Source organism: Photobacterium indicum, from assembly GCF_003026215.1.
Taxonomy (GTDB): Bacteria; Pseudomonadota; Gammaproteobacteria; order Enterobacterales; family Vibrionaceae; genus Photobacterium; species Photobacterium indicum.
The window spans coordinates 12,116-37,056 of sequence record NZ_PYOC01000002.1 but is presented as its reverse complement, the minus strand read 5'-3'; the positions used below and the strand labels follow the sequence as shown (position 1 = coordinate 37,056).

At 40.6% G+C, this 24,941-nt stretch carries 23 protein-coding genes; 11 read left to right on the top strand and 12 right to left on the bottom strand.

Features of this window, described 5'->3' with window-relative positions; all coding sequences use genetic code 11:
* Window positions 1-93 precede the first annotated feature (93 nt).
* From C9J47_RS06110 to C9J47_RS06100, 3 genes are read left to right on the top strand one after another with little or no spacing between them, the layout of a single operon-like run.
* The gene (locus tag C9J47_RS06110; protein WP_107252740.1) at window positions 94-477 is read left to right on the top strand and encodes a GntR family transcriptional regulator; all 384 of its coding nucleotides are present in this window, start codon (window positions 94-96) and stop codon (window positions 475-477) included.
* On the top strand, window positions 461-1,318 hold the full coding sequence (locus C9J47_RS06105) for an ABC transporter ATP-binding protein (protein ID WP_107252739.1): 858 nt from the start codon (window positions 461-463) through the stop codon (window positions 1,316-1,318). The genes C9J47_RS06110 and C9J47_RS06105 overlap by 17 nt, the downstream gene beginning before the upstream one ends.
* Window positions 1,315-2,175, top strand: a complete 861-nt coding sequence (locus tag C9J47_RS06100; protein ID WP_107252738.1) for an ABC transporter — start codon at window positions 1,315-1,317, stop codon at window positions 2,173-2,175. Before C9J47_RS06105 ends, C9J47_RS06100 begins: the two co-directional genes overlap by 4 nt.
* Window positions 2,176-2,255: 80 nt before the next feature.
* Here C9J47_RS06100 and C9J47_RS06095 read toward each other — a convergent pair whose 3' ends face one another.
* The 4 genes from C9J47_RS06095 to C9J47_RS06080 form a co-directional block, all read right to left on the bottom strand.
* Window positions 2,256-2,459: a hypothetical protein gene (locus tag C9J47_RS06095; protein ID WP_107252737.1), complete on the bottom strand. Its 204-nt coding sequence runs from the start codon at window positions 2,457-2,459 to the stop codon at window positions 2,256-2,258.
* A gap of 112 nt (window positions 2,460-2,571) precedes the next feature.
* Window positions 2,572-5,550 (bottom strand): Hsp70 family protein, encoded by a 2,979-nt coding sequence (locus tag C9J47_RS06090; protein WP_107252736.1) that lies wholly within the window; start codon window positions 5,548-5,550, stop codon window positions 2,572-2,574.
* 225 nt (window positions 5,551-5,775) lie between these two features.
* Window positions 5,776-7,611 (bottom strand): Hsp70 family protein, encoded by a 1,836-nt coding sequence (locus tag C9J47_RS06085; RefSeq protein WP_107252735.1) that lies wholly within the window; start codon window positions 7,609-7,611, stop codon window positions 5,776-5,778.
* Window positions 7,611-8,261, bottom strand: coding sequence for a DUF2760 domain-containing protein (locus tag C9J47_RS06080; RefSeq protein WP_107253439.1), 651 nt, complete (start codon window positions 8,259-8,261; stop codon window positions 7,611-7,613). Before C9J47_RS06080 ends, C9J47_RS06085 begins: the two co-directional genes overlap by 1 nt.
* Window positions 8,262-8,769: 508 nt before the next feature.
* Between C9J47_RS06080 and C9J47_RS06075 the strand changes: the two genes are divergently transcribed.
* On the top strand, window positions 8,770-9,123 hold the full coding sequence (locus C9J47_RS06075) for a YajD family HNH nuclease (RefSeq protein WP_006232055.1): 354 nt from the start codon (window positions 8,770-8,772) through the stop codon (window positions 9,121-9,123).
* Window positions 9,124-9,279: 156 nt separating this feature from the next.
* Here the strand turns inward: C9J47_RS06075 and C9J47_RS06070 are convergent, their stop codons facing one another.
* Window positions 9,280-10,362, bottom strand: coding sequence for a site-2 protease family protein (locus tag C9J47_RS06070; protein ID WP_107252734.1), 1,083 nt, complete (start codon window positions 10,360-10,362; stop codon window positions 9,280-9,282).
* Window positions 10,363-10,462: 100 nt separating this feature from the next.
* A complete protein-coding gene (locus tag C9J47_RS06065) occupies window positions 10,463-10,756 on the bottom strand; it encodes a winged helix-turn-helix domain-containing protein (protein WP_107243000.1) in 294 nt (97 codons plus the stop codon).
* A 276-nt stretch (window positions 10,757-11,032) separates the two neighbouring features.
* Here C9J47_RS06065 and C9J47_RS06060 point away from each other — a divergent pair, with 276 nt between their 5' ends.
* The 5 genes from C9J47_RS06060 to lpxL all read left to right on the top strand — a co-directional run bounded on the left by C9J47_RS06060 (window position 11,033) and on the right by lpxL (window position 16,052).
* On the top strand, window positions 11,033-11,170 hold the full coding sequence (locus tag C9J47_RS06060; protein ID WP_081470346.1) for a periplasmic nitrate reductase, NapE protein: 138 nt from the start codon (window positions 11,033-11,035) through the stop codon (window positions 11,168-11,170).
* Window positions 11,171-11,250: 80 nt separating this feature from the next.
* Window positions 11,251-13,743, top strand: a complete 2,493-nt coding sequence (napA, locus tag C9J47_RS06055; RefSeq protein WP_107252733.1) for a nitrate reductase catalytic subunit NapA — start codon at window positions 11,251-11,253, stop codon at window positions 13,741-13,743.
* An 11-nt stretch (window positions 13,744-13,754) separates the two neighbouring features.
* Window positions 13,755-14,216, top strand: a complete 462-nt coding sequence (locus C9J47_RS06050; RefSeq protein ID WP_107252732.1) for a nitrate reductase cytochrome c-type subunit — start codon at window positions 13,755-13,757, stop codon at window positions 14,214-14,216.
* A 13-nt stretch (window positions 14,217-14,229) separates the two neighbouring features.
* Window positions 14,230-14,811 (top strand): NapC/NirT family cytochrome c, encoded by a 582-nt coding sequence (locus C9J47_RS06045; protein WP_011218729.1) that lies wholly within the window; start codon window positions 14,230-14,232, stop codon window positions 14,809-14,811.
* A 311-nt stretch (window positions 14,812-15,122) separates the two neighbouring features.
* Window positions 15,123-16,052: an LpxL/LpxP family Kdo(2)-lipid IV(A) lauroyl/palmitoleoyl acyltransferase gene (gene lpxL, locus C9J47_RS06040; protein WP_107252731.1), complete on the top strand. Its 930-nt coding sequence runs from the start codon at window positions 15,123-15,125 to the stop codon at window positions 16,050-16,052.
* Between the two features lie 89 nt (window positions 16,053-16,141).
* Here the strand turns inward: lpxL and C9J47_RS06035 are convergent, their stop codons facing one another.
* The 4 genes from C9J47_RS06035 to C9J47_RS06020 all read right to left on the bottom strand — a co-directional run bounded on the left by C9J47_RS06035 (window position 16,142) and on the right by C9J47_RS06020 (window position 19,835).
* Complete coding sequence (locus tag C9J47_RS06035; protein ID WP_107252730.1) at window positions 16,142-16,987, bottom strand: pirin family protein; 846 nt, start codon at window positions 16,985-16,987, stop codon at window positions 16,142-16,144.
* Between the two features lie 151 nt (window positions 16,988-17,138).
* A complete protein-coding gene (locus tag C9J47_RS06030) occupies window positions 17,139-17,804 on the bottom strand; it encodes a DNA-J related domain-containing protein (protein WP_107252729.1) in 666 nt (221 codons plus the stop codon).
* Window positions 17,805-18,037: 233 nt separating this feature from the next.
* On the bottom strand, window positions 18,038-18,523 hold the full coding sequence (locus tag C9J47_RS06025; protein ID WP_107252728.1) for a YajQ family cyclic di-GMP-binding protein: 486 nt from the start codon (window positions 18,521-18,523) through the stop codon (window positions 18,038-18,040).
* A gap of 256 nt (window positions 18,524-18,779) precedes the next feature.
* A complete protein-coding gene (locus C9J47_RS06020) occupies window positions 18,780-19,835 on the bottom strand; it encodes a 3-deoxy-7-phosphoheptulonate synthase (protein WP_107252727.1) in 1,056 nt (351 codons plus the stop codon).
* 623 nt (window positions 19,836-20,458) lie between these two features.
* Here C9J47_RS06020 and C9J47_RS06015 point away from each other — a divergent pair.
* A complete protein-coding gene (locus C9J47_RS06015; RefSeq protein ID WP_107252726.1) occupies window positions 20,459-21,349 on the top strand; it encodes a putative PEP-binding protein in 891 nt (296 codons plus the stop codon).
* 149 nt (window positions 21,350-21,498) lie between these two features.
* On the opposite strand, the gene C9J47_RS06010 is transcribed toward C9J47_RS06015, so the two are convergent.
* Window positions 21,499-22,515, bottom strand: a complete 1,017-nt coding sequence (locus C9J47_RS06010; RefSeq protein WP_107252725.1) for an acyltransferase — start codon at window positions 22,513-22,515, stop codon at window positions 21,499-21,501.
* Window positions 22,516-22,780: 265 nt separating this feature from the next.
* A complete protein-coding gene (locus C9J47_RS06005) occupies window positions 22,781-24,310 on the bottom strand; it encodes a protein adenylyltransferase SelO (protein ID WP_107253438.1) in 1,530 nt (509 codons plus the stop codon).
* A 252-nt stretch (window positions 24,311-24,562) separates the two neighbouring features.
* Between C9J47_RS06005 and C9J47_RS06000 the strand changes: the two genes are divergently transcribed.
* A complete protein-coding gene (locus C9J47_RS06000) occupies window positions 24,563-24,907 on the top strand; it encodes a hypothetical protein (protein ID WP_107252724.1) in 345 nt (114 codons plus the stop codon).
* The last annotated feature ends 34 nt before the right edge of the window (window positions 24,908-24,941 follow it).

Here is a 24,941-nt window from a genome sequence, read left to right as displayed (position 1 = left end):
AATTGAATCAATGATACATGCTATGAGACTTGGCATTTCATTGTGTTGGTGTTATATATCACTATAACAGTGGGTGCGATGAGTAAGTGATCGGTGAATGACTGGAATGATGAGTTACCAATATATAAACAGTTGAGCCAACGAATTATCGAGCAGATAGCTGATGGCACGTGGCTAGAGGGTACGGCATTACCGTCGGTAAGGGCTGTTGCTGCTGATTTGAAAATTAACCATTTAACTGTAATGAAAGGCTATCAGTTACTGGTTGATCAGGGGTTAATTGAAAAGAAACGAGGCCAAGGAATGTATGTACTATCTGGTGCTATGGATGTTATTCAAGAAAACCAGAAATCATACTTCTTACAGAAAGAGTTGCCTGATCTTGTAGATAAGTTAAATAGAATTGGTTTGTCGATTGATGAGCTTGTTATTGAATTAGAAAAAAATGGTAGAGTGAAAAGTGGAAGTATTGATTAAAGCTGAAAAGCTAAGTAAGTCTTATCGCCAGCAAAAAGCTTTATCGAATATCAGTTTCGAACTTAAAGCTGGACAAGTTTTAGGTTTACTCGGTCATAATGGTGCGGGTAAATCGACGTTGATTAAATCTATTCTTGGTGCCCAAGATTATATGGGTGAAATGAGTATCTTTGGATTAAATCCGCAAAAAGATCGTGCACAAATAGTTTCACAACTTGCATATATTTCTGACGTAGCAGTATTGCCCGAGTGGATGAAAGTCTCTCAACTCATTAAATATACAGCAGGTGTTCATCCTCATTTTGACCGTAAAAAAATGGATGAATTTTTATCAAAAACAGATATTAAGAACAAAAGTAAAATTGGCAGTCTTTCAAAAGGAATGAAAGTACAGTTGCACCTTGCATTGGTAATGTCGACTGATGCTAAAGTATTGATTTTAGATGAGCCTACGTTAGGTCTTGATTTGATTTACCGCGATACATTTTATCGTTATTTAATGGAGTGGTTTCATGATGGTGATCGAGCATTAATTATTGCGAGTCATGAAGTTTCTGAAATTCAGCACTTGTTAACTGATGTATTAATGCTTCGAAAAGGTGAAGTGGTATTACAAGCGCCATTAGCTGATATTGAAGATAACTATACCGCTGTAACTGTTGAGCAAGCGAATTTGTCTTCTGCTGAGGCATTGTCTCCAATTTATGAAAAGTCAGGCTTAGGGCAACATCATTTATTATTTGAGAATATTGAACGAGAGTTACTTGTGCCATTAGGTAAATTGTCTCAGCCAAATCTAGCCGATATTTTCATAGCAAAACAACAGGAGGGTCAGCTATGAGTCCTGTTATCTATATGCTTGAGAAAGAATTCTTAGAGCATAAATTGGTTACACGTTTACCCTTGTTCTTGGCTATTTTTGCCGTTGTTAATTTTATGCTTGTGATGAGCGGTGGTGATAATTTAAATATCAGCTATCAAATTTCAGGTATGGATGAGTGGGCTGGTTTTTCTAATGTGACGGGTTATGCGGGTATTATCGGTAAATTGAATATTATTGTGGCTGGTATTGTCTCAACGATTACCTTTTTTTCTTTTGTACCTAAAACACTTCGAAAAGAACGCCAAGAAGGAAGTTTGATGTTTTGGCGTTCAATGCCAGTGTCAGATAACCTTGCGATAGCCGTGAAATTGATTTTTGCATTAGTGGTTATTCCTTTAGTTGCTTCGGTATTATTGTTGTTTTCTGATGTTATTGTTTGGGTATTGGCTAGTTGGTTTATGCCTGCTGATATGCTGGCGACATCATCAATTAGTTTTGCTAGCTTGATTATGCACTGGTTTGGTTTTCTAGGTCGCATGGTATTAGTTAGCCTAGCATTATTACCCGTTGCTTGTTTGTTGATGGTTTTGTCGCAAATCACTAATCATCCGTTAGTGACCTTATTTGTTGCGGTCGTTATGATTAAATTAATGGCTTATATGATATTTGGTAGCAGCGTAGTAGGGGATTGGATTAGTAAAATTTACAATCTGCCGTTTAAGATTTTAACCAGTGATAGCCCGGTTACAGTCTTCTTTAGTGTTGGCTCTGTGACATTAATCGCTTTATTAGCTGCAAGTATTGGACTCTTTTGGATGTGTGCGAAGCTACGTTCGTCAGATGATTTTGCTAGAAAGCTAGGAATGAATAGTTGAGGTTAAGTAATATCTAGAACTATTGTTATAAAAAAACGGAGAGCATAGGCTCTCCGTTTTTTTTTAACTAAATTCGATGTTTAAGCTGCTGCTACGTTCGTTATGTAATTAACTTCACTTTTGTACTTACGTACATTACGAGATAAAGTGCCTTTCGGAAGTTCGAAGCGTTTTTCTGCTTCATAACTTGATAATCCATCAAAGATTACTGCTGCAACGGCTGAACGTTGCTCTTCAGATTTAAAGATACGTTGAGCAATTAACTTAAATTGGGAATGTGTCATAACTCTACTCACTATTTTCTCTAAACTCAGGTCCAATAAACTTATTACCTATTGAACTTGGTAAAAATGATTTATATGAGCTTATGATAACAACATTTACCCTAACGAAAGCTTAACCGATCAGCCTTAATCCTGTTGGTAGTGCATCACCGAAAACACGTTTAGTTTCTGCTTCTGTTAATACTTTTACCTCTGAGACCATTTGAATCCAACTTTCAGGCGCTTTACTTGCCTTCAATTTGTTAATGACTTTTGTTCTATTTTCATCATTAATATCGAGTGTACGATCGCCTGTCATCCTACTCATCATTACTGCGGCAAACCCTATGTTAGGATCTTTACGCCAGTCAAACTCCATGAGTTCTGGCAAACAGTATGAAATATGTTCAGACGATAGCAAATTATGCGTACTGCCATAAAAAGGGCTACGTGTGCCAATACGACCAAGAGCCCACCAATGTGCCTGTGAGTACTGTGTTTTTTGTAAGCGTCCAAATAATGATTCAATCAGCTGTAGCTTGTTTTCGAATGGTAAATGTTCAAGAGATGCCGCTAAACGCACCATATCTTCGTAACTGCGTTCTTGCATTTCTTTGCTTAGCTTATTGTTACGCGTTGCATTCGGGCTTATGTATTTGGCGATATCTTTAAAAATAACAAGTTGCTGTTCTTGGGTCAGCCCGCCGGCGATACGACGCCAGAATGTCCACCAGTCACTCCATGTTTGCGTATTGGAATCAAACTGTACACCATGTTGATACAATGCCCAAACTTGTTCCATACGGAATTCATCTGCTGGGTAGCCAAAACCAGGGCGCATAGTGAAACCAGTTAGCTTCAACCAATTACGTTCATGTATATCTGAACGACGTCGACGCTTACGACTGTCGATTAAGGTATCTGCTAATTCACGTAAACAAGGTACATCCCAGTTATCACGCTTGCCAATCATTTTTTCTAGATCGTTACGCAGTGTTTTGATTGCTTTACCGCTGTTGATTGCTTGGATATTTGTGTTTTTACTGCCGCCATAAACGAGCTTAATTGCAGATTTTGCTTCTTCAATACGATTTGGCAATAACTGCTCAGCAAGTGTTGAATTACCTTTATCTCGGTTAAGGCGAGCTAAATTCTTACGAATTGCGAATTCGACTTTCCAGCGTTTATTTTCATTTGTCACGCTGACACACTCAATTTGTAGTGTACCCACTTCTGTTAGTTGGCAAGCTAGTGTTACTTCTTCTCGATCTTTTTGGTTTGCGGCTAATTCTGAACGATCTCGTTCACTGTCTAGCGTTGCAATAAACGGAGGAAGATCAACATAACTCCCTTCGTTATTTTCTTCATCGATTGTTAATAATCCCCCCGCTTCAATTTGGCTATCATCAGTTGATGAAATAAGATTGAAACGAACAGGTTCACCCAGAGTTAGAGCAAATTTACGTTGGGTTAAGCGAACTTCAGTGCCTTCTTCGGTACCTTTAGGCAGTAAACAAATACCTTGTTGGTTTTTCTTTTTATCTCCCAACATTAGGTAGAAAGAACGGGCTGAGCCACCACCAATTCTTAATTGTGCACCATGTCGTGCTTTTGCATACGCGACGGCACCATAAGCAACGGCTAAATCAGGGTGGGGGTTACTTAACTCAGTGACACTGTCACCGCGCCAATGTGAGAAAATATCAAGCGCTCGGTTGGTCAATAATGGACTATTGAATACGCCACCGTTCAGCAATACAGCAGACGGAATAATTGGCTGACCATCGATGATGCTAATTTTTGTTTCAGCATGTTGGTTATGAGCCAGCAATGCATCACGGCAAACACTGTCGTGTAGATCTATAAATTGCGCAAGGTGTTTACTAATAGCGGGATCTGCTGCATACGGTAAACCAAATTCGACAACTGCTGCTTGTCGGTGGCTTGGTTGGTCATCAAATTCCGTTTTAGGAAAGAAACCATTTAAAGCAATATCGTGTACTTCTTGTCGCGTTAGTTCTATTGTTTTGGCTCCGCCGATTAAACGTGAACCGCTACCTAGTAACGTGACTTTTGCAGTATCAGGTGCGTTGCCAGACAACAGCTGTTCTTTTACTTTTCGCGTTTGCTGAATCAGCTTAGATAAACCTGCCGCACTTAATTTTTTCGTGTCGCCGTGTAAACGTTGCTCTGCTTTATGCGCGAGGGCTAAATCAAGGTTATCACCCCCTAGCATAAGGTGATCACCTACACCGATACGGTTAAGGGATAACTTGCCTTTTTCAGTTCCGACTTTGATTAAACTTAGATCGGTTGTACCACCACCCACATCGCACACCATTAATAATGGAATGTTTTGGAGTAGTGTTTCTGCGTTCTCTTTATTTTGAGCATACCAGTCGTAACAAACGGCTTGTGGCTCTTCTAATAAAAGTACATTAGGTAAGCCAGCCATAGCAGCAGCTTCGATAGTTAATGCGCGAGCACCTTCATCAAAGGATGCAGGTACAGTGATTACCACTTCTTGATGGCATAATTTACTATCGGGGTGGTGATAATCCCATGCTTGGCGTACATGGTTTAAATAACTGGCACTGGCAACAACAGGTGAAACCTTTTCAATATCACTGGTTGAAGCAATAGAAGATTGTCGGCTTGAAGACCAAGGAAGAATTGCTTCACTGCGATCAACACCAGTGTGAGATAGCCAACTTTTAGCACTAACAACTTGGCGACCTTCAACTTTTGCACCTAAATCGCGTGCGAATTCGCCAATAATAGCGTTGTTGACTTCGCCTTCGACAGGCTGAATGTCCCAAGGTAGAACAAGTTCAGCTTCATTCATTTCCCCTGGTGCGGGGTGGTAACGAAAAGATGGTAATAAGGCTTTACGCGCCACTTCACCGGGAGCAATTAGCTGATCAATTTCAAATATTTGTATCGGGCTTGATTCTAGTTGCTGTGTTTTTTCGGCAAGAAATGCAGTTTTATCTTGCGCGTGATCTGATGAATGCGGATCAGAATCTTGGGGAATTGGCGAGTAAGCAACAACCGTGTGTGTCGTACCTAAATCGATACCGACAAGAAAGCGAGGTGAAGAGGGTGCAGACATTTTTTGCTCCAGAGTCAGTCCTGAGATCATTGCACAATAGTGTGATGAAATTGAAATAAGCAATGAGAATGTTCAGGAGATACTTTGTTATTGGACAGCTGGTTTAATACCATTTGATTTAAATTGATGATCAGATGTTTATTTGAAGATCAGCTATTCGCATAGAGTGGTATATAGAGACCTAAAATTACGGCGCATCGTATGATGCGCCGTATGTGTAGGGTTTTAAGCTTCGCGAACGTCGAATTCAACTTGCCATTTCTGGCCGCCATCACTTGGAATTGCTTCTAAGCAAAGCGTACCTAATTCTGTAACACGAGAGGCTAAGCGTACGGGAACAATCTCGCCAACACTACGACCATCAGAAACGGGCAGTGTTACCTGAATAGCAGGTAGTTCTTCCAGTTCTTCTGGTTGCCACCAATCTAAGTGAGTACCTGCTGAGTCTTCACGACGAACGGTTGAACCGAAGAATTTAAATTGTACTGGCTGACCAATAACAAGTCCGAATTCTTGGCTAGGTACTTCAGCATGAGAGCCTTCTTCCATACCAAATGGTGCCACACACAATGCTTCCAGTGGTGGTTCCATACCTGGAATTGCAGGCATAGAGCTTTCGATACCGACATAGTAGCTACTTGCGATACCACCCCGAATACGTACACCTTGACCTTTACGAACGGAACCGTAGTAAGACGCACCGCTTGCAACCGCTAGATCAAGATCTAACCCTTCAAGTAATTTTGCTTCTTCACTACCCGCTGTTGTTAGCCAGTTATTCATGATCGAGAGTAGGCGTTCTGAAATCAGCGATGATTTAAGCACACCACCGTTGAATAGAATCGCAGTCGGGCGAATAAAACCGTCGTGTAGTTGGTCGTATTTCTCGAATAATTCATCAACCGCAGTAGACTGACGGCTTAAGAAGTGCGCTACATGACGAGTAACCGCAGCATCTTGTGCATACGGTAGACCCATTTGGGTTAGTGCGCCACGTGCAGTTTGTACTGGATGCTCCTCTACGCTTGTGCGAGGGAAGAAGCCTTCAACCAATGTTTGCTGTACTTCTTCTTGCGTTAGCTCTGTTTGCAGCGTGCCACCAAGCAGTTTAGAGCCGCGGCTAGGTACAACAATTGGCACTGCACTTAATTCAGCATCGCTTAATAATGCTTCTTTAGCATCACGGCAAGCATGAGTAATGGCTTGTATTTGCCAAGGTTGTAGCTGTTTACCATCTTGAGCTAGCTTCATCTTTAGACGGTAAGCCAGCGCCAGATCCATGTTGTCGCCACCCAGTAAGATATGGTCACCAACAGCAACACGGTTAAGTGTCAGGTTTCCATCTTCTTCAGTTACAGCAACTAATGAAAGGTCAGTTGTACCGCCACCAATATCGACAACAAGAATAATATCGCCAACATTTACTTGGTCACGCCATGTAGCATCATTGTTCTTGATCCAGCTATATACAGCTGCTTGAGGTTCTTCAAGTAATGTAAGGTGTTTAAGACCAATACTACGTGCCGCATCAGCGGTTAAATCACGTGCTGCAGGGTCAAAAGATGCAGGAACGGTAATCGTGACATCTTGATCACACAGTGGTGTACCAGGGTGTTGGCTATTCCATGCGTCAGCCAAGTGCGATAAGTACGCACAGGTTGCATCAACAGGGGATACTTTTGATACTTCTTCTGGGCTATTTAGCGGCAAAAATGCATCGCGGCGGTTTACGCCACCGTGGCAAAGCCAGCTCTTAGCACTAGAGATTAATCGAATAGGGGTTTTACTACCTAGTGTACGCGCCATTGCACCGACAATAGCATTAGGTTGGCTATTCCACGGTAATGAAGTATCACCTGGTGCAAGCTCAGATTCGTGTGCTTGGTACATAAATGAAGCCAGCTGATCTTTTTCTTCAACATTACCTGGTGTGGTTAGCTGAGGAATCGGCATAACTTGAACGCTTGCATCTTCATCGTGCAAATCAACGTAAGACAATACGCAGTGCGTGGTACCTAAGTCGATACCAACGCTAAAATGATGTTCTTGATTCTCTTGCATTATAATTCTACCTCAGCGGCTGCTACGATACGTACATCGTGACCTTCTGCTAGTTTAGGCAGTTTAACATCAGTCACTTTCCAACCACGGTGGATTAGGGTGCCATTGAATGGAGCTTCGCCAACAACGTTACCAGTAAGACGTACTTCTGACGCATTAAAGCCAGCAGGAAGTGAGATTCGGCTCTCTTCGTCTTCTGAACGGATAGGGGCAAAGCTAAAGTATTCGTTTAGTACTTTATGGCCGCCTTCGTGAATAACACGAGCAGCAGCACCGATTTCAGCATCGGCGAAGCCTTTTAGATCTTCTTGCATAAAGTCAATAAAGCGAGCTTCTTGTTGAAGCAGTGAAAGCAGTTGAAGTGCGGCATCAGGTGTCGATGTTTTTAGTTTTGGTTCAACTTCAACAATCTTTTCAACTTCAACGATTTTTTCTACTGGGATTTCGACGATCTTCTCAACAATCTTTTCGACAGGTTTTTCAACCTCTACGATTTTCTCTACTTCGACTTGCTTTTCAACAATCTTTTCCACTTCTACTGGCTTGCCTTTTTTAGCAATATACAGCACCAATAAAACCAAAACTAAACCGCCTAACCAAGCATGACCTAAGTCAATCGTGGTTGGCATCGTTGACAGATCAACAGTCATACTAGAAAAATCAAAAGCCATAATTCGTTTACTCTTAACAGTGAAAAATCGATTCACTATGAACAATTTGGGATAAATACTACCATAACAGCATTGCATTACATCTAATCGAACAGCAATTTTTGTCCCAAAACTAATAAGAATCGGTGTCTTAGTCTATTTTACAACCAATCACGAGATTGACATAACTATGTCATAGCTTGATGTTGATTTTGTTAGACTTCTAAACCCAATAAAAAGCCAAGTGATATGCGTGTTTATTATTCATTTTTAGGCTCAATGTTGGTTACTTTTTTATACATTTGATGCGCCACTTCTATTTGTGTCTGTGACTATCTCCATATCCTTGTGACTTCTGTATTGCACTACTACCCGTGTCAGTGTTTCAATGGGTATATTACTGGTTAGTATGAATGCATTTCAGGTGCTGTTTTTGATGAGTATTGCTAAAAACAGTGATTTGAATTTATGCTAGATAGAGCTGATTAAAGAAATAACAGGTTGAGATATGTCGTCTGATCATTATGGCACAAGTGCCAGCTATGCTCGTAAAGAGCAAGGTTACCGAGAAAAAGCACTGAAAATCTACCCTTGGGTATGTGGACGTTGTTCTCGTGAATTTGTTTATTCTAACTTGCGTGAATTAACGGTTCACCACATGGATCATGATCATACCAATAATCCTCAAGATGGTAGTAACTGGGAATTATTGTGTCTTTTCTGTCACGATCATGAACATGAAAAATACACTGAACACGATCAACAAAGTGGCAGTGTTATTGTAGCGGGCGAAGATGATCACCAAGCTGCGACGTTTAATCCATTTGCTGATTTAAAAGCAATGATGAACAAGAAAAAATAAATTAAGACATAATATCGAGAGATTAGACACTCGATATTAACGGTACAGTAAAGACAAAAAGAGCGGGGCTTATACAAGCACCGCTCTTTTTTTATAATTTTGTTTTGTCGCTAAGCAGCTAAGCAGCTAAGTATTGCTTGAATCTAGCTTTAAGACTTAAGTACCTAGAATCTGCATTGGTAATCGTAGTAGCTCATCACCTGTGCTCGCGAAGTACCATATAATGCCAATAAGTGAACTCACTAAGCCGACATACCAAGCAAACGAGAAGATTTGACCGTAACGATCTAATGGCAACAAATGACTCTGATGGCGGTGCTTCCATTCAAATAGAATTTCAACACAGCCCATAATCAATAAAAAACCGAATAATGTTAAGCCTAATGTATAGCTTAATACCACCCCGCCAATCGCAGCAGATAGGCATAACGCGATACCCACTTTACTGTTCATCGAGAAGCTGATGCTTTTAAGTACATGCCCTCCATCTAAAGGTAGAATCGGTAATAGGTTAAATAAGTTTAATAGAGCATTGAAAACAGCAAGCCCAGCAAAGAACATGTTGTCAGTTACCCAATAGGCAATTACGCAGGCAATTGACATGATTAAGCCAAACAGTGGCCCCATAATCGAGATAACAACGTCTTGCCAACGCGTGTTAATTTTTTCATCACTTAATGCCAAACCACCGAAAAATGGGATTAAGTAAATGCCTTTCGTTTTCATACCAAAGTACTTCATCGCACGAATATGACCGTACTCGTGAAATACTAAGCAAGCCAGTAATGCTAAGGCAAACTGAATTGAAAATAACCATGAATAAGCGGCAAGGCTGGCCGATGCTAATACGACTTTAATCAATTTTGCACTTTTCAGTGCTTTCATACCTAACGATGCAAGACCAATTAAGCTAAAGCGGCGCTCTGCTTTAGGGATAACTTGCGGTGTTTGTTGTTCAATGTCTTTTTCATTACGCGAGCCGTCAGCAACGAGCTGATCATTGGCAGTGGCTTTGTATTCCACTAAAAAAGGTTGCCAGCTAAGATTTACTTCCACACTGCATTTAATGACGTTATCGCCATTAGTCAGTTCAAATTCATGTAGGTGCTTATCGTTATGGTCGGCATGTGCATTAAGTTGTGAAACTAAGGTGTTATTCCAAAATAGCTGTTGCCAACCAGCCATAGAGCCTTCAATTCGTAAAGGCTGACCAAGAAAATCAATTGATAGTAATTCCAAGAGTTATTCCGTTTGTCGAAGATAAGTCGATGAGGATTATTGCGCGTAATTATGCCGAGGTGATGTAAAGGCGTAAAGACAAATGATGAATGAGCATGCTTTATGGATAATCTAACGCTGACTTGATATCAGTTAAGTTTTCTTTAATCCAGTGTTTGTTAATGGCACCCCAGTTGGTAATTGTGTAGTGACCACTGTGATTACGTTCGCCTTTTGTTTGCTGAAAGACACATTCGATGTCTAATTCAGCAAGGCTTTTTATCGTATCTTGCGCTGTTCGACGCGGCATACCAGTGTATTCAATAAGTGCTGGCACACTTGCTATACCTGTTTCAATTAAGTGTGCAACGTACAGGCGACGATAATAACTTGATTTTGTTTTGCTGATTGTCATGGGGATTTAACGTCCTTTTAGAATGTTTGCCTTTAACGTTAAGAGCAAAAACGAGCATCTTGAGGTGACTTAGATATATCAATAATAACATTAATTATCTTTTGCTTGTATTGGCAATTATTTCAATTTATGTCGTGAAAATTGTATTGATTGTTCAGCTATTCGTTTTTTAAGTAATGATAAATAGACAGTCGCTGCGAATATTTTCCACTTACTTATCAAAATTCTCATCTATGACTAGAGTTAACAGTAACTCAATGAACACGGAGTAGACGTATGGAACATGAAAACCAACGTCGCATCGAACTAAAAGCCTTTATTTTCATCACTGTTATTTTATTTCCAATATTGGCTTTTGCTGCTGTTGGTGGCTATGGCTTCTTTGTGTGGTTCCTACAAGTTGTAACGGGGTGAGGGGCTGTAAATAAAATACCTTCCTTGTACACAGCTGCCATCAATGAAGTAACAAAATGGGTAACGCTGGAGAGGTAATAATGAAAGTTTCTCGACGGAAGTTTATTAAAGCACAGGCTGTTGCCTCGGCAGCTGCTGCGGCAGGTATATCGATACCAATAAGTGCTAGTAATGTTGTGACTGATGCTTCACTGACTAAGATAACATGGGAAAAAGCACCTTGTCGTTTTTGTGGAACAGGCTGTTCGGTTAACGTGGGAACGAAAGAAGGTAAAGTGGTTGCCACACATGGCGACATTAAATCACCTGTTAATCGTGGATTGAATTGCGTAAAAGGCTATTTTTTATCAAAAATCATGTATGGGCAAGATCGCCTAACACAACCGTTATTGAGAATGACGGATGGTAAGTATGATAAAAATGGTGAATTTTCACCAATTAGCTGGGATGAAGCGTTTGATATCATGGCTGAGAAGTGGAAGAAAACATTAAAAGAAAAAGGACCAGAAGCGATAGGCATGTTTGGCTCTGGTCAGTGGACGATTTATGAAGGCTACGCGGCATCTAAGTTAATGAAAGCGGGCTTTAGGTCAAACAACCTCGAACCTAATGCTCGGCACTGTATGGCATCAGCGGTTGTTGGCTTTATTCGTACCTTTGGTATTGATGAACCAATGGGCTGTTACGATGATATAGAAGCAGCCGATGCATTTGTTTTATGGGGCTCAAATATGGCAGAGATGCACCCCATTTTGTGGACTCGAATAACCGATCGTCGTTTATCAGTACCTGATGTGAAGGTGTCTGTGCTATCCACGTTCGAGCACCGTAGTTTTGAGCTGGCTGATCTTCCTATTATTTTTACTCCCCAATCTGATTTAGCCATTCTTAATTACATTGCCAACTACATTATTACCAACGACAAGGTCAACAAAGACTTTACCTCTAAACATGTAAACTTCAGACGCGGAGCAACTGATATCGGTTATGGGCTACGCCCTGAAAACCAACTACAGCAAGCGGCGAAGAACCCAGATAGTGGTGATTCAACATCAATGACGTTTGAAGAATTCAAAGAATTTGTGTCGGAATATACCGTTGAAAAAGCCAGTGAAATGTCTGGTGTTAAACAAGACAAATTGATTGAACTCGCCGAACTTTATGCAAATCCTGATACCAAAGTCGTTTCGTTCTGGACCATGGGGTTTAACCAGCATACTCGCGGAGTATGGTGTAATAATTTGGTTTATAACATTCACTTGTTAACAGGGAAAATATCCACTCCAGGTAACAGCCCATTCTCTCTAACAGGTCAGCCTTCAGCGTGTGGTACAGCACGAGAGGTGGGTACTTTTGCCCATCGATTACCTGCTGATCTCGTGGTTGCTAACCCTGAGCATCGTAAAACGGCAGAAAAAATCTGGAAACTGCCTGATGGCACAATACCAAGCAAAGTAGGGGCACACGCGGTATTGCAATCTCGAATGCTAAAAGACAGCAAGATCAATGCGTACTGGATCCAAGTAAATAATAACCTGCAAGCAGGAGCAAACATAAACGAAGAAACTTTACCGGGTTACCGTAATCCAGATAATTTCGTTGTGGTTTCTGAAGCTTATCCAACCGTCACATCACAAGCTGCTGACTTAATTTTACCGACAGCAATGTGGGTAGAAAAAGAAGGTGGGTACGGCAATGCTGAACGCAGAACTCAACTTTGGCACCAAATGGTTGAAGCACCAGGAGAATCAGAATCAGATCTTTGGCAGTTGATGGAGTTTTCAAAACGCTTTAAAACCGATGAAGTTTGGCCTAAAGAATTACTTGATGCCAATCCCGATTACAAAGGTAAAACGTTATTCGATGTTCTGTATGTTAACGGTAAAGTGAACAAATACCCGCTTAGCGATCTTGCTGAAGGAAAGTTGAACGACGAAGCTAACTATTATGGATTCTATGTTCAAAAGGGTTTATTTGAAGAATATGCCGAGTTTGGTCGTGGGCATGGACATGATTTAGCACCCTTCGATATGTATCACGAAACACGGGGTCTACGTTGGCCGGTTGTTGACGGTAAAGAAACGTTGTGGCGTTATCGTGAAGGGGCAGATCCTTATGTAAAAGAGGGGGCTGGTTTTGAATTTTATGGTAAACCAGATGGTAAGGCGCTCATTTTTGCGTTGCCGTATGAGCCGCCAGCAGAAAGCCCCGATGAAGAATATGACATGTGGTTAAGTACAGGCCGTGTTATTGAGCATTGGCATTCAGGCTCTATGACACAACGTGTACCTGAATTGTTTAAAGCCTACCCAGATGCGCAAGTCTTTATGCACCCTGAAGATGCAAAATCACGAGGTTTACGCCGTGGTGATGCGGTAAAAGTGGTATCTCGCCGTGGTGAGATTATTACACGGGTAGAAACGCGAGGTAGAAATAAGCCGCCAATAGGTTTGGTGTTTGTTCCATGGTTTGATGCTAGCCAACTCATCAACAAGGTGACACTGGATGCAACCGATCCGTTGTCTAAGCAAACTGACTTCAAGAAATGTGCAGTCAAGATTGTGAAGGCATAAGGAGAATAACGATGAAACGATTAATGTCGGCGGTTTTATTCACGGCGGTAGCGATTGTGGGCATAACGGTAAGTGTTGCTGCTACCGTTGATTCTGATTTAGCGACGCTAAGAAAAGCACCATTAAATCAAGAGTCAACGCCACCACCCATGAGCAAAACACTCAATACAGACATAATACCTGCGCGTAGCTACCCTATGCAACCTCCACTTATTCCTCACAAAATCGATAACTATCAAGTCGATATAAAGGCGAATAAATGTATGTCTTGTCACGCCAGAAGCCGAGTGGCAGATACACAAGCAACCATGATCAGCGTAACCCACTTCATGGATCGTGATGGTAATTTTTTGGCAGAGCTTTCACCTAGGCGTTATTTTTGCCAACAATGCCATGTAACACAATCAGATGCCAAATTGCTGGTGGATACCGATTTTACCGATCTTGACTCGTTAATAGGTCAAGAGCAGTGAGGGAGAAATCAGTATGTGGATTTGGATTAAAAAGTGGTGGAGCGTTATTAGGCAACCCCCTAAATATTTTAGCCTTGGTTTTTTAACATTAGGCGGATTTATTGCAGGGATCATTTTCTGGGGCGCATTTAATACGGGAATGGAATTAACCAATACTGAAAAGTTCTGTGCTAGTTGTCACCAGAATGATGTGTACCAAGAAATACAAAGTACTATTCACTTTACGAACCGTACTGGTGTACGTGCTATTTGTTCGAATTGTCATGTACCGCATGATTGGACGGATAAGATGGCGCGTAAGATGCAAGCTTCTAAAGAAGTGTTTGCTTGGCTTACAGGGGCAATATCGACACCTGAAAAATTTGAAGCACGTCGGCGTGAAATGGCTGAACGGGAATGGGCGAGGATGAAAAAGAACGATTCATTAGAGTGTCGTAATTGCCATGAATTTGTCTATATGGATTTCACTCGTCAATCAACGCGTGCCTCAAAGCAGCACTCAACGGCGCTCGCCGATGGCAGTAAAACGTGTATAGACTGTCATAAAGGTATTGCGCATCACTTACCTGAAATGAAAGGGGTTGAGGGTTTTTAAAACAAAAATCATGTTTTAGCGAAAATCAAGATTGAAATGAAACGAGTTATGATTGTTCATGGCTCGTTTTTTTCTGTTCTTGCAAATCAGAGCCTGTAAGTCAATAAGTGTAATTTGCTTAATATTTATCATAAATTGCGCTCTTATTGCCACAAAATGACGTCTTCATAGCACTTCAAGTAACTAACGTCTGCTATTTCTTTCACAATGCTACTATTGGTAATACAATGCCGATCGTCAAAAAAAATGGCTTGGATGCATGTCTGTTGCATACCAAATAACAAATATAACTAGGTTTCACTTTTTTATTTATGAGTAATTTTACGCCTCCCACATTTACAAAAGCGCTTTTACATCCACGTTATTGGCTAACACTATTCTTTGTTGGGTTAATGTATGTAATTAGCTGGTTACCTTATTTTATTCAATACCGAATGGGGCAAGGTGTAGGGCGCTTAGCAATGCGCTTTATGAAAAAACGTCGTAGAATCATTGATCGTAATTTAGAGCTTTGCTTCCCGAACATGTCGAAAGACGAACGCGAAGTGATGATCAAAAAAAATATAGACAATACTGGTCTTGCATTGTTCGAATCGGGAATGGCTTGGTTTTGGCCTGATGTACGCGTTAATCGTCATGTTGAGATCAAAGGCCTAGAGCACATGAAAAAGCTGGAAGCGGAAGGCAAAGGGGCATTACTCGTTGCAGTGCACTCTATGAACCTTGAGCTAGGCGCACGTGCATTTGGTATTAAAATGTCGGGCACGGGTGTTTACCGCCCAAACGGCAACCCTTGTTATGACTTTTTCCAGTACCGAGGTCGAGCACGTTCAAACCGTACGTTGATTGATCGAAAAGACGTGAAAGGCATGTTGCGTGCTCTTCGTCGCGGTGATCGTGTTTGGTATGCACCAGATCATGATTACGGACGCCGTCGTTCAACGTTTGCCCCTTTATTTGCCGTTGATAACGCATGTACAACAACCGGTACGAGTTTATTAGTGGATGCGACAGATTGTGCTGTTGTACCTTTTACTATGGTACGAGACAGCGCTTCTGGTAAGTATACGTTAACGATGTACCCGCCAGTTGAAGGCTTCCCTAATAAAAATCCTGAAGAAGGTGCAGCTTTCATTAATAAGATTGTAGAAAACTCAATTATGCAGGCACCTGAACAGTACATGTGGTTACATCGACGCTTTAAAACTCGCCCAGAAGGCGAAGCGTGTTTATATACGTAATAAAACCAAGCGAGTATATTATGACCAACTACTTACCTAGAATGGTATTACGCTAGAAATTTAGAAGCCCACGAAAGTGGGCTTTTTTATTAATCATCAATTAATGTGCCGTTTTGATAATCCTGAATAGTTTGGTTTATTTCATCCATCGTATTCATCACGAAAGGCCCATAGTGCACAACAGGCTCATTAATAGGAATACCTGAAAGCAGCAACACGCCACTGTCTTTTAAGGAAGAAAGTGCTAACCCTTCGCCTTGGTCTAAGATTGCCATTTGCCCTGCAATAACGGTTGTACCCTCGACTTCAATTTCGCCTTTATACACATATAGCATGGCTTGGAAGTCAGGGTTTAAACAGCTGGCGAAGGTTTCACCACTGCCAGCTTGCCAATCTGCAATAGTGGTTGGCACGCCTGTTTGTTGTAATGGACCAGTTAGGGTTTCCCCTTTAATGGTTAAATCGCCTGCAATAACACGAATAAGATTTTGTGTATTAAATGCTTTTTCTGTTATTTCTTCTGGCTGAAAATCATGGTATTGCGCGGGTAGCATTTTTTTTGCCGCAGGAAGGTTTACCCAAAGCTGAAACCCATGTAGCTTTCCGTCAGACATAATTGGCATTTCACTGTGAATAACCCCACGACCTGCCGACATCCATTGCGCCCCGCCATTACGTAACTCACCAGTATTACCCATATGATCTTTATGCTGAAAGTGACCTTGTAACATATAGGTTAACGTTTCAATTCCTCGGTGAGGGTGTGATGGAAAACCGCCAATATAATCGTTTGGATTGTCAGATTTAAGTTCATCCAGCATTAGGAATGGGGAGAATAGTGCGTTATCAAAACCATGAATGCGCTGAATTTTAACGCCATCACCATCAGATGATGGGTGTGATTGAAGAATCTGTTTAATACGTCTAATCGCCATAAGGCCTCCGAACTGATACTCAGGTTTTGAATTCAACTGAGTGATGTCATCAGTGTAGAGCGGCGATGGAACAGTTAACAGACAGCAGAAGTGAACAGCTTATTAGAAAAATTCGAATGAGTTGTATACCCAAGCTAGATATTCAAGTGACCTAGATATTCAAATGCTCTTGTATTCTTTGCCATGCTTCACAAATTGTTCTGAATTGATGCGCATCGCCATTAGGTCTATCTGGGTGCCACCGCAATGCAAGTTTACGCCACTGACGACGAATCTCGTTAGGCTTTGCGTCGATAGTTAGTTCTAACGTCATTAAATCTTGTTGATTGATGGTGTGAAAATTGTGTCGTGAATTTGATGGATTCTGTGCTGATCTTTTTGAAGAATGGATGCCAATATGATCTTGATAACGGTGCCAAAAAGAAGAAAGTAAGTTCTGAATGGTTGCTGTATCAGCATCGTAGTTTTTCCAGTTTAAATAGTATTCACGCAGTGGGTCGTTGTACGCTATTTGATTATTGTTCGAGCTAAGATTCTGAGAGAGCTGAATGTCCATTGCTTGTGCTTGCAGCCATTGCTCTGGCAGCAACATTTCTTGCAATTGGTATAGTGCGTTCATCAATAGAAAATTGCGCTTAAAAAGGTCTTTTTCTGGCTCATTATCCAGCGTTGATAGTATCCCTCGTTGCTTTAATTCTTCTGAAAGGGTATGGATCATCCAACCTGTTGGTTGCTCTTTTAATAGCGTAATGATGGGCCAAATAAGCGGATTATCGTGGTGTGATTGGCAATATGATTGCTCACTATTCATTTGCATATAAAGGTCATGTCCTTGATTGCTACATTCGCAATGAATAAAGCTTATCTATTGTTTACTATAGTGAAAATTTAGAGTAATTCAATCGATTAATCAGCAGATGATATGTGAAATGATTTGCAAGTTCGTGAACGTAGACATCAAAAAGTAGGGGGGAATAAATAAAAACGAGACCTTAACAAAGTCTATTTTGTTATCGATCTCGCTATGTTTTTCTAGGTACTTACGCAGTATTAGTCGCGGAAGTTATCAAACTGGAAGGGTTGGCCTAGTTCTTCATTATTACGAACTAACGCCATTGTTGCTTGTAGATCATCACGCTTTTTAGCGGTTACGCGCACTTTGTCACCTTGAATCGATGCTTGAACCTTAAGCTTTGCATCTTTAATTGCTTTCACAACTTTTTTCGCAGTGCCAGATTCAATGCCTTGCTTGAATTCGACATTACACGCCCATGCTTTACCTGTACGCACTGTGTCTTTTTGCGTCATTGATTGTGCATCAACGTTGCGTTTAGCCAAGTTTCCACGAAGGATAGAAACAAGTTGTGTTAGCTGGAAGTCAGATTCAGTCGTGATTTTTACGATTTCTTTATCAAACGTAATGCTTGCTTCAACATTTTTAAAATCAAAACGTGTTTTAAGTTCACGTGCTGAGTTATCAACAGCATTTCGAACTTCTACAAAATCGACTTCAGAAACAATATCAAAAGATGGCATGTGTTCAACCTTAGTTGTGATGTCAAAGGGTTAGTTAACCAATGTATATCAACCTAATGACAGTATATATAACACTCTATGAAAAATGCACTGTCATGATAAATGTAGATACCGCCTTGTATTGGGCGTGTTGTTGGCACTATACCTTGGTTTGGTTTGGTTTTAGTCGCTAAATCTAATGGTTTAGCTTTGGCAATGCAGTATTTTAACAGAAAATAGGTACAGTATTTGAGTAACTGTACCTATTTCTCTGATTTTATTTACGGCTTTTGACCGCGTCGGCAAGCATATCTAGCATAGTGACGGTATCTGCCCAGTTTACACAAGGGTCTGTAATGGATTGACCGTATACCAATTCTTTTTCTTTTCCTGCTACAACAGCTTGGTTGCCTTCAATAATAAAGCTTTCAGCCATAATACCTGCGATGTAATTACTACCTTCACGAATTTGAGAACAGATATCAGCTGCAACATCAAGTTGACGACGGTGTTGCTTTTGGCAATTACCGTGGCTGAAGTCAACAACAAGGCGTGTTGGTAAATCAAATTCAGCCAGTGTATTACATGATGTTTCAACATCAGCTTGGTGGTAGTTTGGCATTTTGCCACCACGTAAAATTACATGACCGTGTGGGTTACCAGCGGTACGGTAAATTGTCATTTGACCATTTTTCGCTGGTGAGCAAAATAGGTGAGATTCACGTGTTGCACGAATCGCATCAATGGCTATTTTGATATTTCCGTCAGTACCATTTTTGAAACCAACAGGACAAGAAAGGGCAGAAGCCATTTCACGGTGAATTTGAGACTCAGTTGTACGCGCGCCAATTGCTCCCCATGTGATTAAGTCAGCAAGATACTGTCCTGTAATCATATCAAGGAATTCAGTAGCAGTAGCCAGACCTAAAGCATTTACATCTACTAATAATTTACGTGCTTTATGTAAACCTGCGACAAAATCTAAGCTACCGTCAAGATGCGGATCTGAAATTAACCCTTTCCAGCCTACAACGGTACGAGGCTTTTCAAAGTATGTGCGCATAACAATACAAAGTTCATCTCTGTATTGTTCCTGAATAGCAACAAGGCGCTTAGCATAATCCATTGCTGCATCTGTATCGTGAACAGAACATGGTCCTACGACAACTAAAAGTCGAGAATCCTTACCGGTTAGGATGTCTTCAACTTGACGGCGAGAATCAGCAACGTGCGCTGCAATTTCGTCAGTAATAGGAGAGACTGCTTCAATTTCTGCCGGAGTTGGCATTAACCCTAGGCTAACGGTACGGAGTTCATCAGTTTTCATTGGCATAATACGTTTGCCTACCTTGGTATATCAAAAAATAACGACGCGTTAAGATAGCCCAAAAGCCATCAGGAATAAACCAAACTTGTGATATGGCTTAGATTTTTCATTGTTGAATGCCGTTTTTTTAGCTATACCTGCTGGATTCTTAGCCAACAGTGAATTATGAGCATTAAATGACCAAATGGATTGATGTGTTAGTCGTTATGAATACGAAGAATACATACATGAAATATAAGCACTAGCGATTTGGTTTGTTTTATTCTTGTTTTATGAATACTTTTGCAATTTAATATTTTAAAGGCTTGCTACATTAGTCATGAAACAGTAATGTCAGAATAAAGCAATGAAACATGATTAACAGTCACTTATCTATCTTCTGTGGTAATGTTTTACCTCTTGAAAAAGGAGGTGGGTAAAAGTTGATATTGCATGTTTAATGCATGTTTAATGCATGATTATTGGTGGTTTATTTTGATGGTGCTGTGCCATTCAAGGTAGGGCTGTTTTGTGCTTACATTGTTTTATAAACGGCTTTGATAAACTTAAGCTTCTTAAATGAGGGCGATGTCATCAATGGATGATAACGACACCTCGCGCACTTTTTAACATGGTTGTATTGGTGCCTTATGACAAATAGAACTCAGGCTGAACTGAATTATTTAGAGTTACTGACAAACACTGCTCAATTAGCGAATGAGGATTGTTCAATTGGCTTAGTGTCGCTAGATGCTTTGAGTCAGTCACTTATCGGTATTCATCCTTATGCGGTCGTTAATACACATCAGTTGGACGACAAAAAGCAACAGGAAGTACTTGAACTTGCGGGGGAGCATGGCGCACCTTCGGAATACTATGTCTCTGAATTGACAAACGCGTTAGTTAGCGCAGCTCAAAAAATGAAGGGTAAGCCATTAAAGGTAAAACTTTCAGGGGCAGATTCGCATACACGCAGTGAGCTACTGGGCAGTGAATTAGAGAATAAAGAAATAAACCCTGTGATTGGTTTGCGCGGTGTTTCTCGTTTTGCAGAGAAGAAGCATCGAGGTAGCTTTGAACTTGAGTGTGAAATTATTAAACGTGCTCGTAATGCTGAAGGTATGGTCAATATTGAATTGGTTATTCCGTTCGTTCGTACGTTAAGTGAATCTGCAACCATCATTGATCTATTAGCTGAGCAAGGTTTGTGCCGTGGCGCAGATGGTTTGAAAGTGCATATTATGTGTGAATTACCAGCTAATGCATTGTTAGCCGATAAATTTCTACAGTACTTTGACGGTATTGTGATTGATATTGATCAGTTGGGTCAATTCGCTTTGGGTCTCGATCAAAGTAATGCTTCACTGAGTTATTTGCATGATGATCAAAATGAAGCGATTTTATCATTGGTGCAACAAGCACTTAAATCTGCTGCAAATGCAGGTAAGCCTTGTGATGTCGTTACACATTTCATTCATCAAGCACCTAAGTTACAGCGTTGGTTGCTTGAACATGATGTTGATACAGTTATTTGTCAGTAATCAGCGGATTTAACCGATAAGTCTGAGTTAATACTTCTTAAGTCATAACATCGAATCAATAGACATAGAAAAACGGCATCTTTAAAGCTTTTAGTGTAGTAAAAGCAAGATGCCGTTTTTATGTATAGAGAGAAAGACGGGATTAATCGTTAACGTAGCAATACACGTTTAAGTGGCGTTAGCTCAATCAACCATATTAATGCCATCGAGAAGATAAAAGTAAGAGGGATGATAGTGAGATCCCTTATTAGATCATCGATGTTGAGCATACGCGTAATGTTCAAAATATAAATAATGACTAATAGGTGGCATAAATACACCCCTAGTACATCTTTACTCCAACGAGATACGCGTGGGCAGTCGCCAAATGTCGGGTTAGCTTGAAGCAAAAAGAAGATACCTAACACCCAAATTGGTGTACCGACTAAGAAGTCATGAATATTAAAATCTATCCCTCTTGACATAAAGAAATATGCTTCAGCTAAGTGCAGTGACATTCCCCCTAATAACAGCGACAGAGCGATAGGCTGCGAGATTGTCAGTTTACGTCGACGAATTTCAAAACCAAGCGCAACAATTAAGGTACTAAAGAAAGGACCATTACGCGTTAATAAAGGCGATTCAACCTCAAAAATTGGCTGATAACTGCCAGCAATTAGCCCGAAGACATAAAGCGATAAGGCTATAGGAAGAATATACTTTTCTTGTTTAATAGAGATCAACGTTGCCAGTATTGCTACGGCACTTAGTAATGCTGGAATGTACCATAAATGCACTAAACCACCTTCAAAAAGCGTGTTTAAAGGGTTCTGCATTAAGTAATTCCAATAGCCTGTACGTTCGGCTAAATACCCTTTTTCTGCTACCGCTTGTAAGTTAAATGGGGTTAGTAGATAAATAATACTCCATGCCGCCCACACTTTGAGTAACGGAAAACTGTAGTGCTTAAGCGCTTGAAAAGGGGCTGCTATTAATCGAGGTTGAACAAGAAAACCCGCTAAAATGAAAAACAAAGGCACAGCAAACCGACTTGTCTGGTTAGCGAGTAAACCGACCCATGGTAAATCATCTATGATTGGCATTGTCATGAATGGCTTTGCATGAATGACGATAACGGCAAATAGGGCAATTATTCGCCCCCATTCAAAACTAGATATTTGTTTCATAGTATTTACTTATTGATTCGTATTTAACATCAACAATGTTGTTTTGTGACGTTTTTCAAATTGGGTAGGGAATTTAACAGGCAGGGAATTGTTGTAAATAGAGCGGTAGCAATAATTTTCATTTTTACGCGAGGGAATTAATGAAGCGTGAAGCATGTCGCACATAAATCATTTAGCTAGTGATTCTTATGTTAGTAACCATTACATACAGTGATTTCATGGTTACTAACTGTGACAGAAAACGTTATTGTTCTGTGTGTAAGTGTTAGGACGAGCAGCTAATCTCCAGTTTTTTCCCCCAGTATGGCGGTTTATCTGCAAATTGATTAAATTCTGGGTGTTCATCGAAGGGAGATGATAGCACCTGTACTAACTCATCTATCATGGTGAAATCACCATCTTCCGCTTTATCAATAGCTTGTTGAGCAAGGTAGTTTCGTAATATGTACTTTGGATTATGTTGTTTCATCCATTCTAACCGTGATTCATCACCGTCTTTTTCAAAGTTCAGACGAACAGCATATGCCTTAAGCCATGTTTCTAGTGGTTGGATACACGAGAATAAATCTTCAAAACGTTCAATGCTATTAGGTAATGCACTCATAGATAAATCAGTAGCTGAAATACTCGATAGTGTTCTGAAGAAAAGTGTGTAATCCACCATTTGTGATTGAAGTAGCTCAAACAGACTCGAAAAGAGCACGGTATCTTCTTCTCGTTTTTCGATTAATCCTAATTTATTACGCATTCTTGCGCTGTAATCACGCTGTAGTGTGAGGTGATAACGATTCAATATTGCATCAACATCTTCCTTGTCAATCAACGGTGTGAGTGCATAACCCAATGCTGACAAGTTCCATAAAGCAATGGAAGGCTGTTGATTAAACGCGTAGCGACCACTGTAATCGGAATGGTTACAAATGTAGCCGGGATTATAATCATCAAGGAAACCAAAAGGGCCATAATCAAAAGTGAGCCCTAATACCGACATGTTGTCTGTATTCATTACACCGTGTGCAAAGCCGACCGACTGCCACCCTGCAATTAACTGGGCTGTTAATTCCACAATACGCGTCAACATGCTGGCATAGATATTATTGTGCTGATTAGGTGATGCAGTTTGTTTATCTTTTTGCTCACTTTCAGTAGTAAGTAAATCGGGAAAGTGATGCTTTATTAAATAGTCTGCAAGCAGTTTAAGTTCGCTGTGCTGGTGGGTATAAAAAAAATACTCGAAATGACCAAAACGTAAATGGCTTTCAGCCACACGAATTAAGGTAGCACCACGTTCCATTTTCTCGCGAGAAACCAGCGTTGTACTGCCTAACAGTGCCAACGCGTGAGTGGTTTTAATGCCCAGCCCGTTAAGTGCTGCACTGCCTAAGTATTCGCGAATACTCGAACGCAATACTGCACGACCATCACCTTGGCGAGAGTAGGGCGTTTTACCTGAGCCTTTTAAGTGAATATCCCATTTAGCATTTGTTGATGTTAATATTTCACCCAACAACAAGCCACGACCATCCCCAAGGTCAGGATTGTAATGTCCAAACTGATGCCCTGTATATTTCATTGCTAGCGGCGCTGTGCCTGCCAACTCTTCATTGCCAGTAAATACGTCAACAAAGAAGTTTGTTTGTGTTTCTTGGGGATCTAGCTCTAGCATTTCAGCAACTTGTGGATTAACGCTAACCAAAAAAGGGTCAGATAGCGGCTGAGGTGTTACAGCTGTACCAAAGGTCGTTGGTAATTCACTGTAAGTATTGTTGAACACAAGTTGGGACAGGGTCTTCATTGACTGCTCACTTATCAAAAGCATGATGGTGTCGAGTAACTCTCCTTAAAGAGTAACAAGTTAATGCTGAGTAACAAGAGACAAAAAGTAGGGGTATTACAAGCTAAGTAAGAACGAAGCCTATCTAGACATGATTTTCTTCATTATTGACTTAGGTCTAACCATTTAAAGAGTGTTTTAGAGGGCATTTAGCGACAAGTTGTAGTTTATTCGATAATATTCCTCTCAATTAGAATAGTAGGCTGAATTGATATGAAAATTTCCGTTGATGGTGGGTCTTTTAAAGTTGCGATTGATACTGAATATGAAGGTTTAATTGCTGAGGCAACAGATATCTTTCAAGAAACCTTAAAGCAAGCTAAATCAAATGATAAGGCTATCTTACGGTTTCTACAGATAATTATTGAGCACCGCGAAAGTGATGATGCGATTGGCTATGCTGTACTAGGCTTGCTTGGTTGGTATAACGAGGTCATTAATTCAGTAGAAGATAAAGATATCGAGCTAAATTTACCTCAGATTTTACCTCACCTCATTAATCCGGCAGGCGATCTTACTGCCACTAGCGAAACTGAAACGAATACTTTCAAACACTAGTTAGCATATTTGAAGCTGTTCCGACATAAAAATG

Bases quoted from the DNA above. Each gene is read 5' to 3' on its own strand.
- C9J47_RS06090 (WP_107252736.1), bottom strand. From the start codon at position 5,550: ATGTCTGCACCCTCTTCACCTCGCTTTCTTGTCGGTATCGATTTAGGT.
- C9J47_RS06025 (WP_107252728.1), bottom strand. From the start codon at position 18,523: ATGCCATCTTTTGATATTGTTTCTGAAGTCGATTTTGTAGAAGTTCGA.
- C9J47_RS06065 (WP_107243000.1), bottom strand. From the start codon at position 10,756: ATGACAATCAGCAAAACAAAATCAAGTTATTATCGTCGCCTGTACGTT.
- C9J47_RS06080 (WP_107253439.1), bottom strand. From the start codon at position 8,261: ATGACTGTTGATCTGTCAACGATGCCAACCACGATTGACTTAGGTCAT.
- C9J47_RS06085 (WP_107252735.1), bottom strand. From the start codon at position 7,611: ATGCAAGAGAATCAAGAACATCATTTTAGCGTTGGTATCGACTTAGGT.
- C9J47_RS06010 (WP_107252725.1), bottom strand. From the start codon at position 22,515: ATGAAACAAATATCTAGTTTTGAATGGGGGCGAATAATTGCCCTATTT.
- C9J47_RS06050 (WP_107252732.1), top strand. From the start codon at position 13,755: ATGAAACGATTAATGTCGGCGGTTTTATTCACGGCGGTAGCGATTGTG.
- C9J47_RS06000 (WP_107252724.1), top strand. From the start codon at position 24,563: ATGAAAATTTCCGTTGATGGTGGGTCTTTTAAAGTTGCGATTGATACT.
- C9J47_RS06035 (WP_107252730.1), bottom strand. From the start codon at position 16,987: ATGGCGATTAGACGTATTAAACAGATTCTTCAATCACACCCATCATCT.
- C9J47_RS06030 (WP_107252729.1), bottom strand. From the start codon at position 17,804: ATGCAAATGAATAGTGAGCAATCATATTGCCAATCACACCACGATAAT.
- C9J47_RS06095 (WP_107252737.1), bottom strand. From the start codon at position 2,459: ATGACACATTCCCAATTTAAGTTAATTGCTCAACGTATCTTTAAATCT.
- C9J47_RS06060 (WP_081470346.1), top strand. From the start codon at position 11,033: ATGGAACATGAAAACCAACGTCGCATCGAACTAAAAGCCTTTATTTTC.
- C9J47_RS06015 (WP_107252726.1), top strand. From the start codon at position 20,459: ATGACAAATAGAACTCAGGCTGAACTGAATTATTTAGAGTTACTGACA.
- lpxL (WP_107252731.1), top strand. From the start codon at position 15,123: ATGAGTAATTTTACGCCTCCCACATTTACAAAAGCGCTTTTACATCCA.
- C9J47_RS06045 (WP_011218729.1), top strand. From the start codon at position 14,230: ATGTGGATTTGGATTAAAAAGTGGTGGAGCGTTATTAGGCAACCCCCT.
- napA (WP_107252733.1), top strand. From the start codon at position 11,251: ATGAAAGTTTCTCGACGGAAGTTTATTAAAGCACAGGCTGTTGCCTCG.
- C9J47_RS06075 (WP_006232055.1), top strand. From the start codon at position 8,770: ATGTCGTCTGATCATTATGGCACAAGTGCCAGCTATGCTCGTAAAGAG.
- C9J47_RS06020 (WP_107252727.1), bottom strand. From the start codon at position 19,835: ATGCCAATGAAAACTGATGAACTCCGTACCGTTAGCCTAGGGTTAATG.
- C9J47_RS06005 (WP_107253438.1), bottom strand. From the start codon at position 24,310: ATGAAGACCCTGTCCCAACTTGTGTTCAACAATACTTACAGTGAATTA.
- C9J47_RS06100 (WP_107252738.1), top strand. From the start codon at position 1,315: ATGAGTCCTGTTATCTATATGCTTGAGAAAGAATTCTTAGAGCATAAA.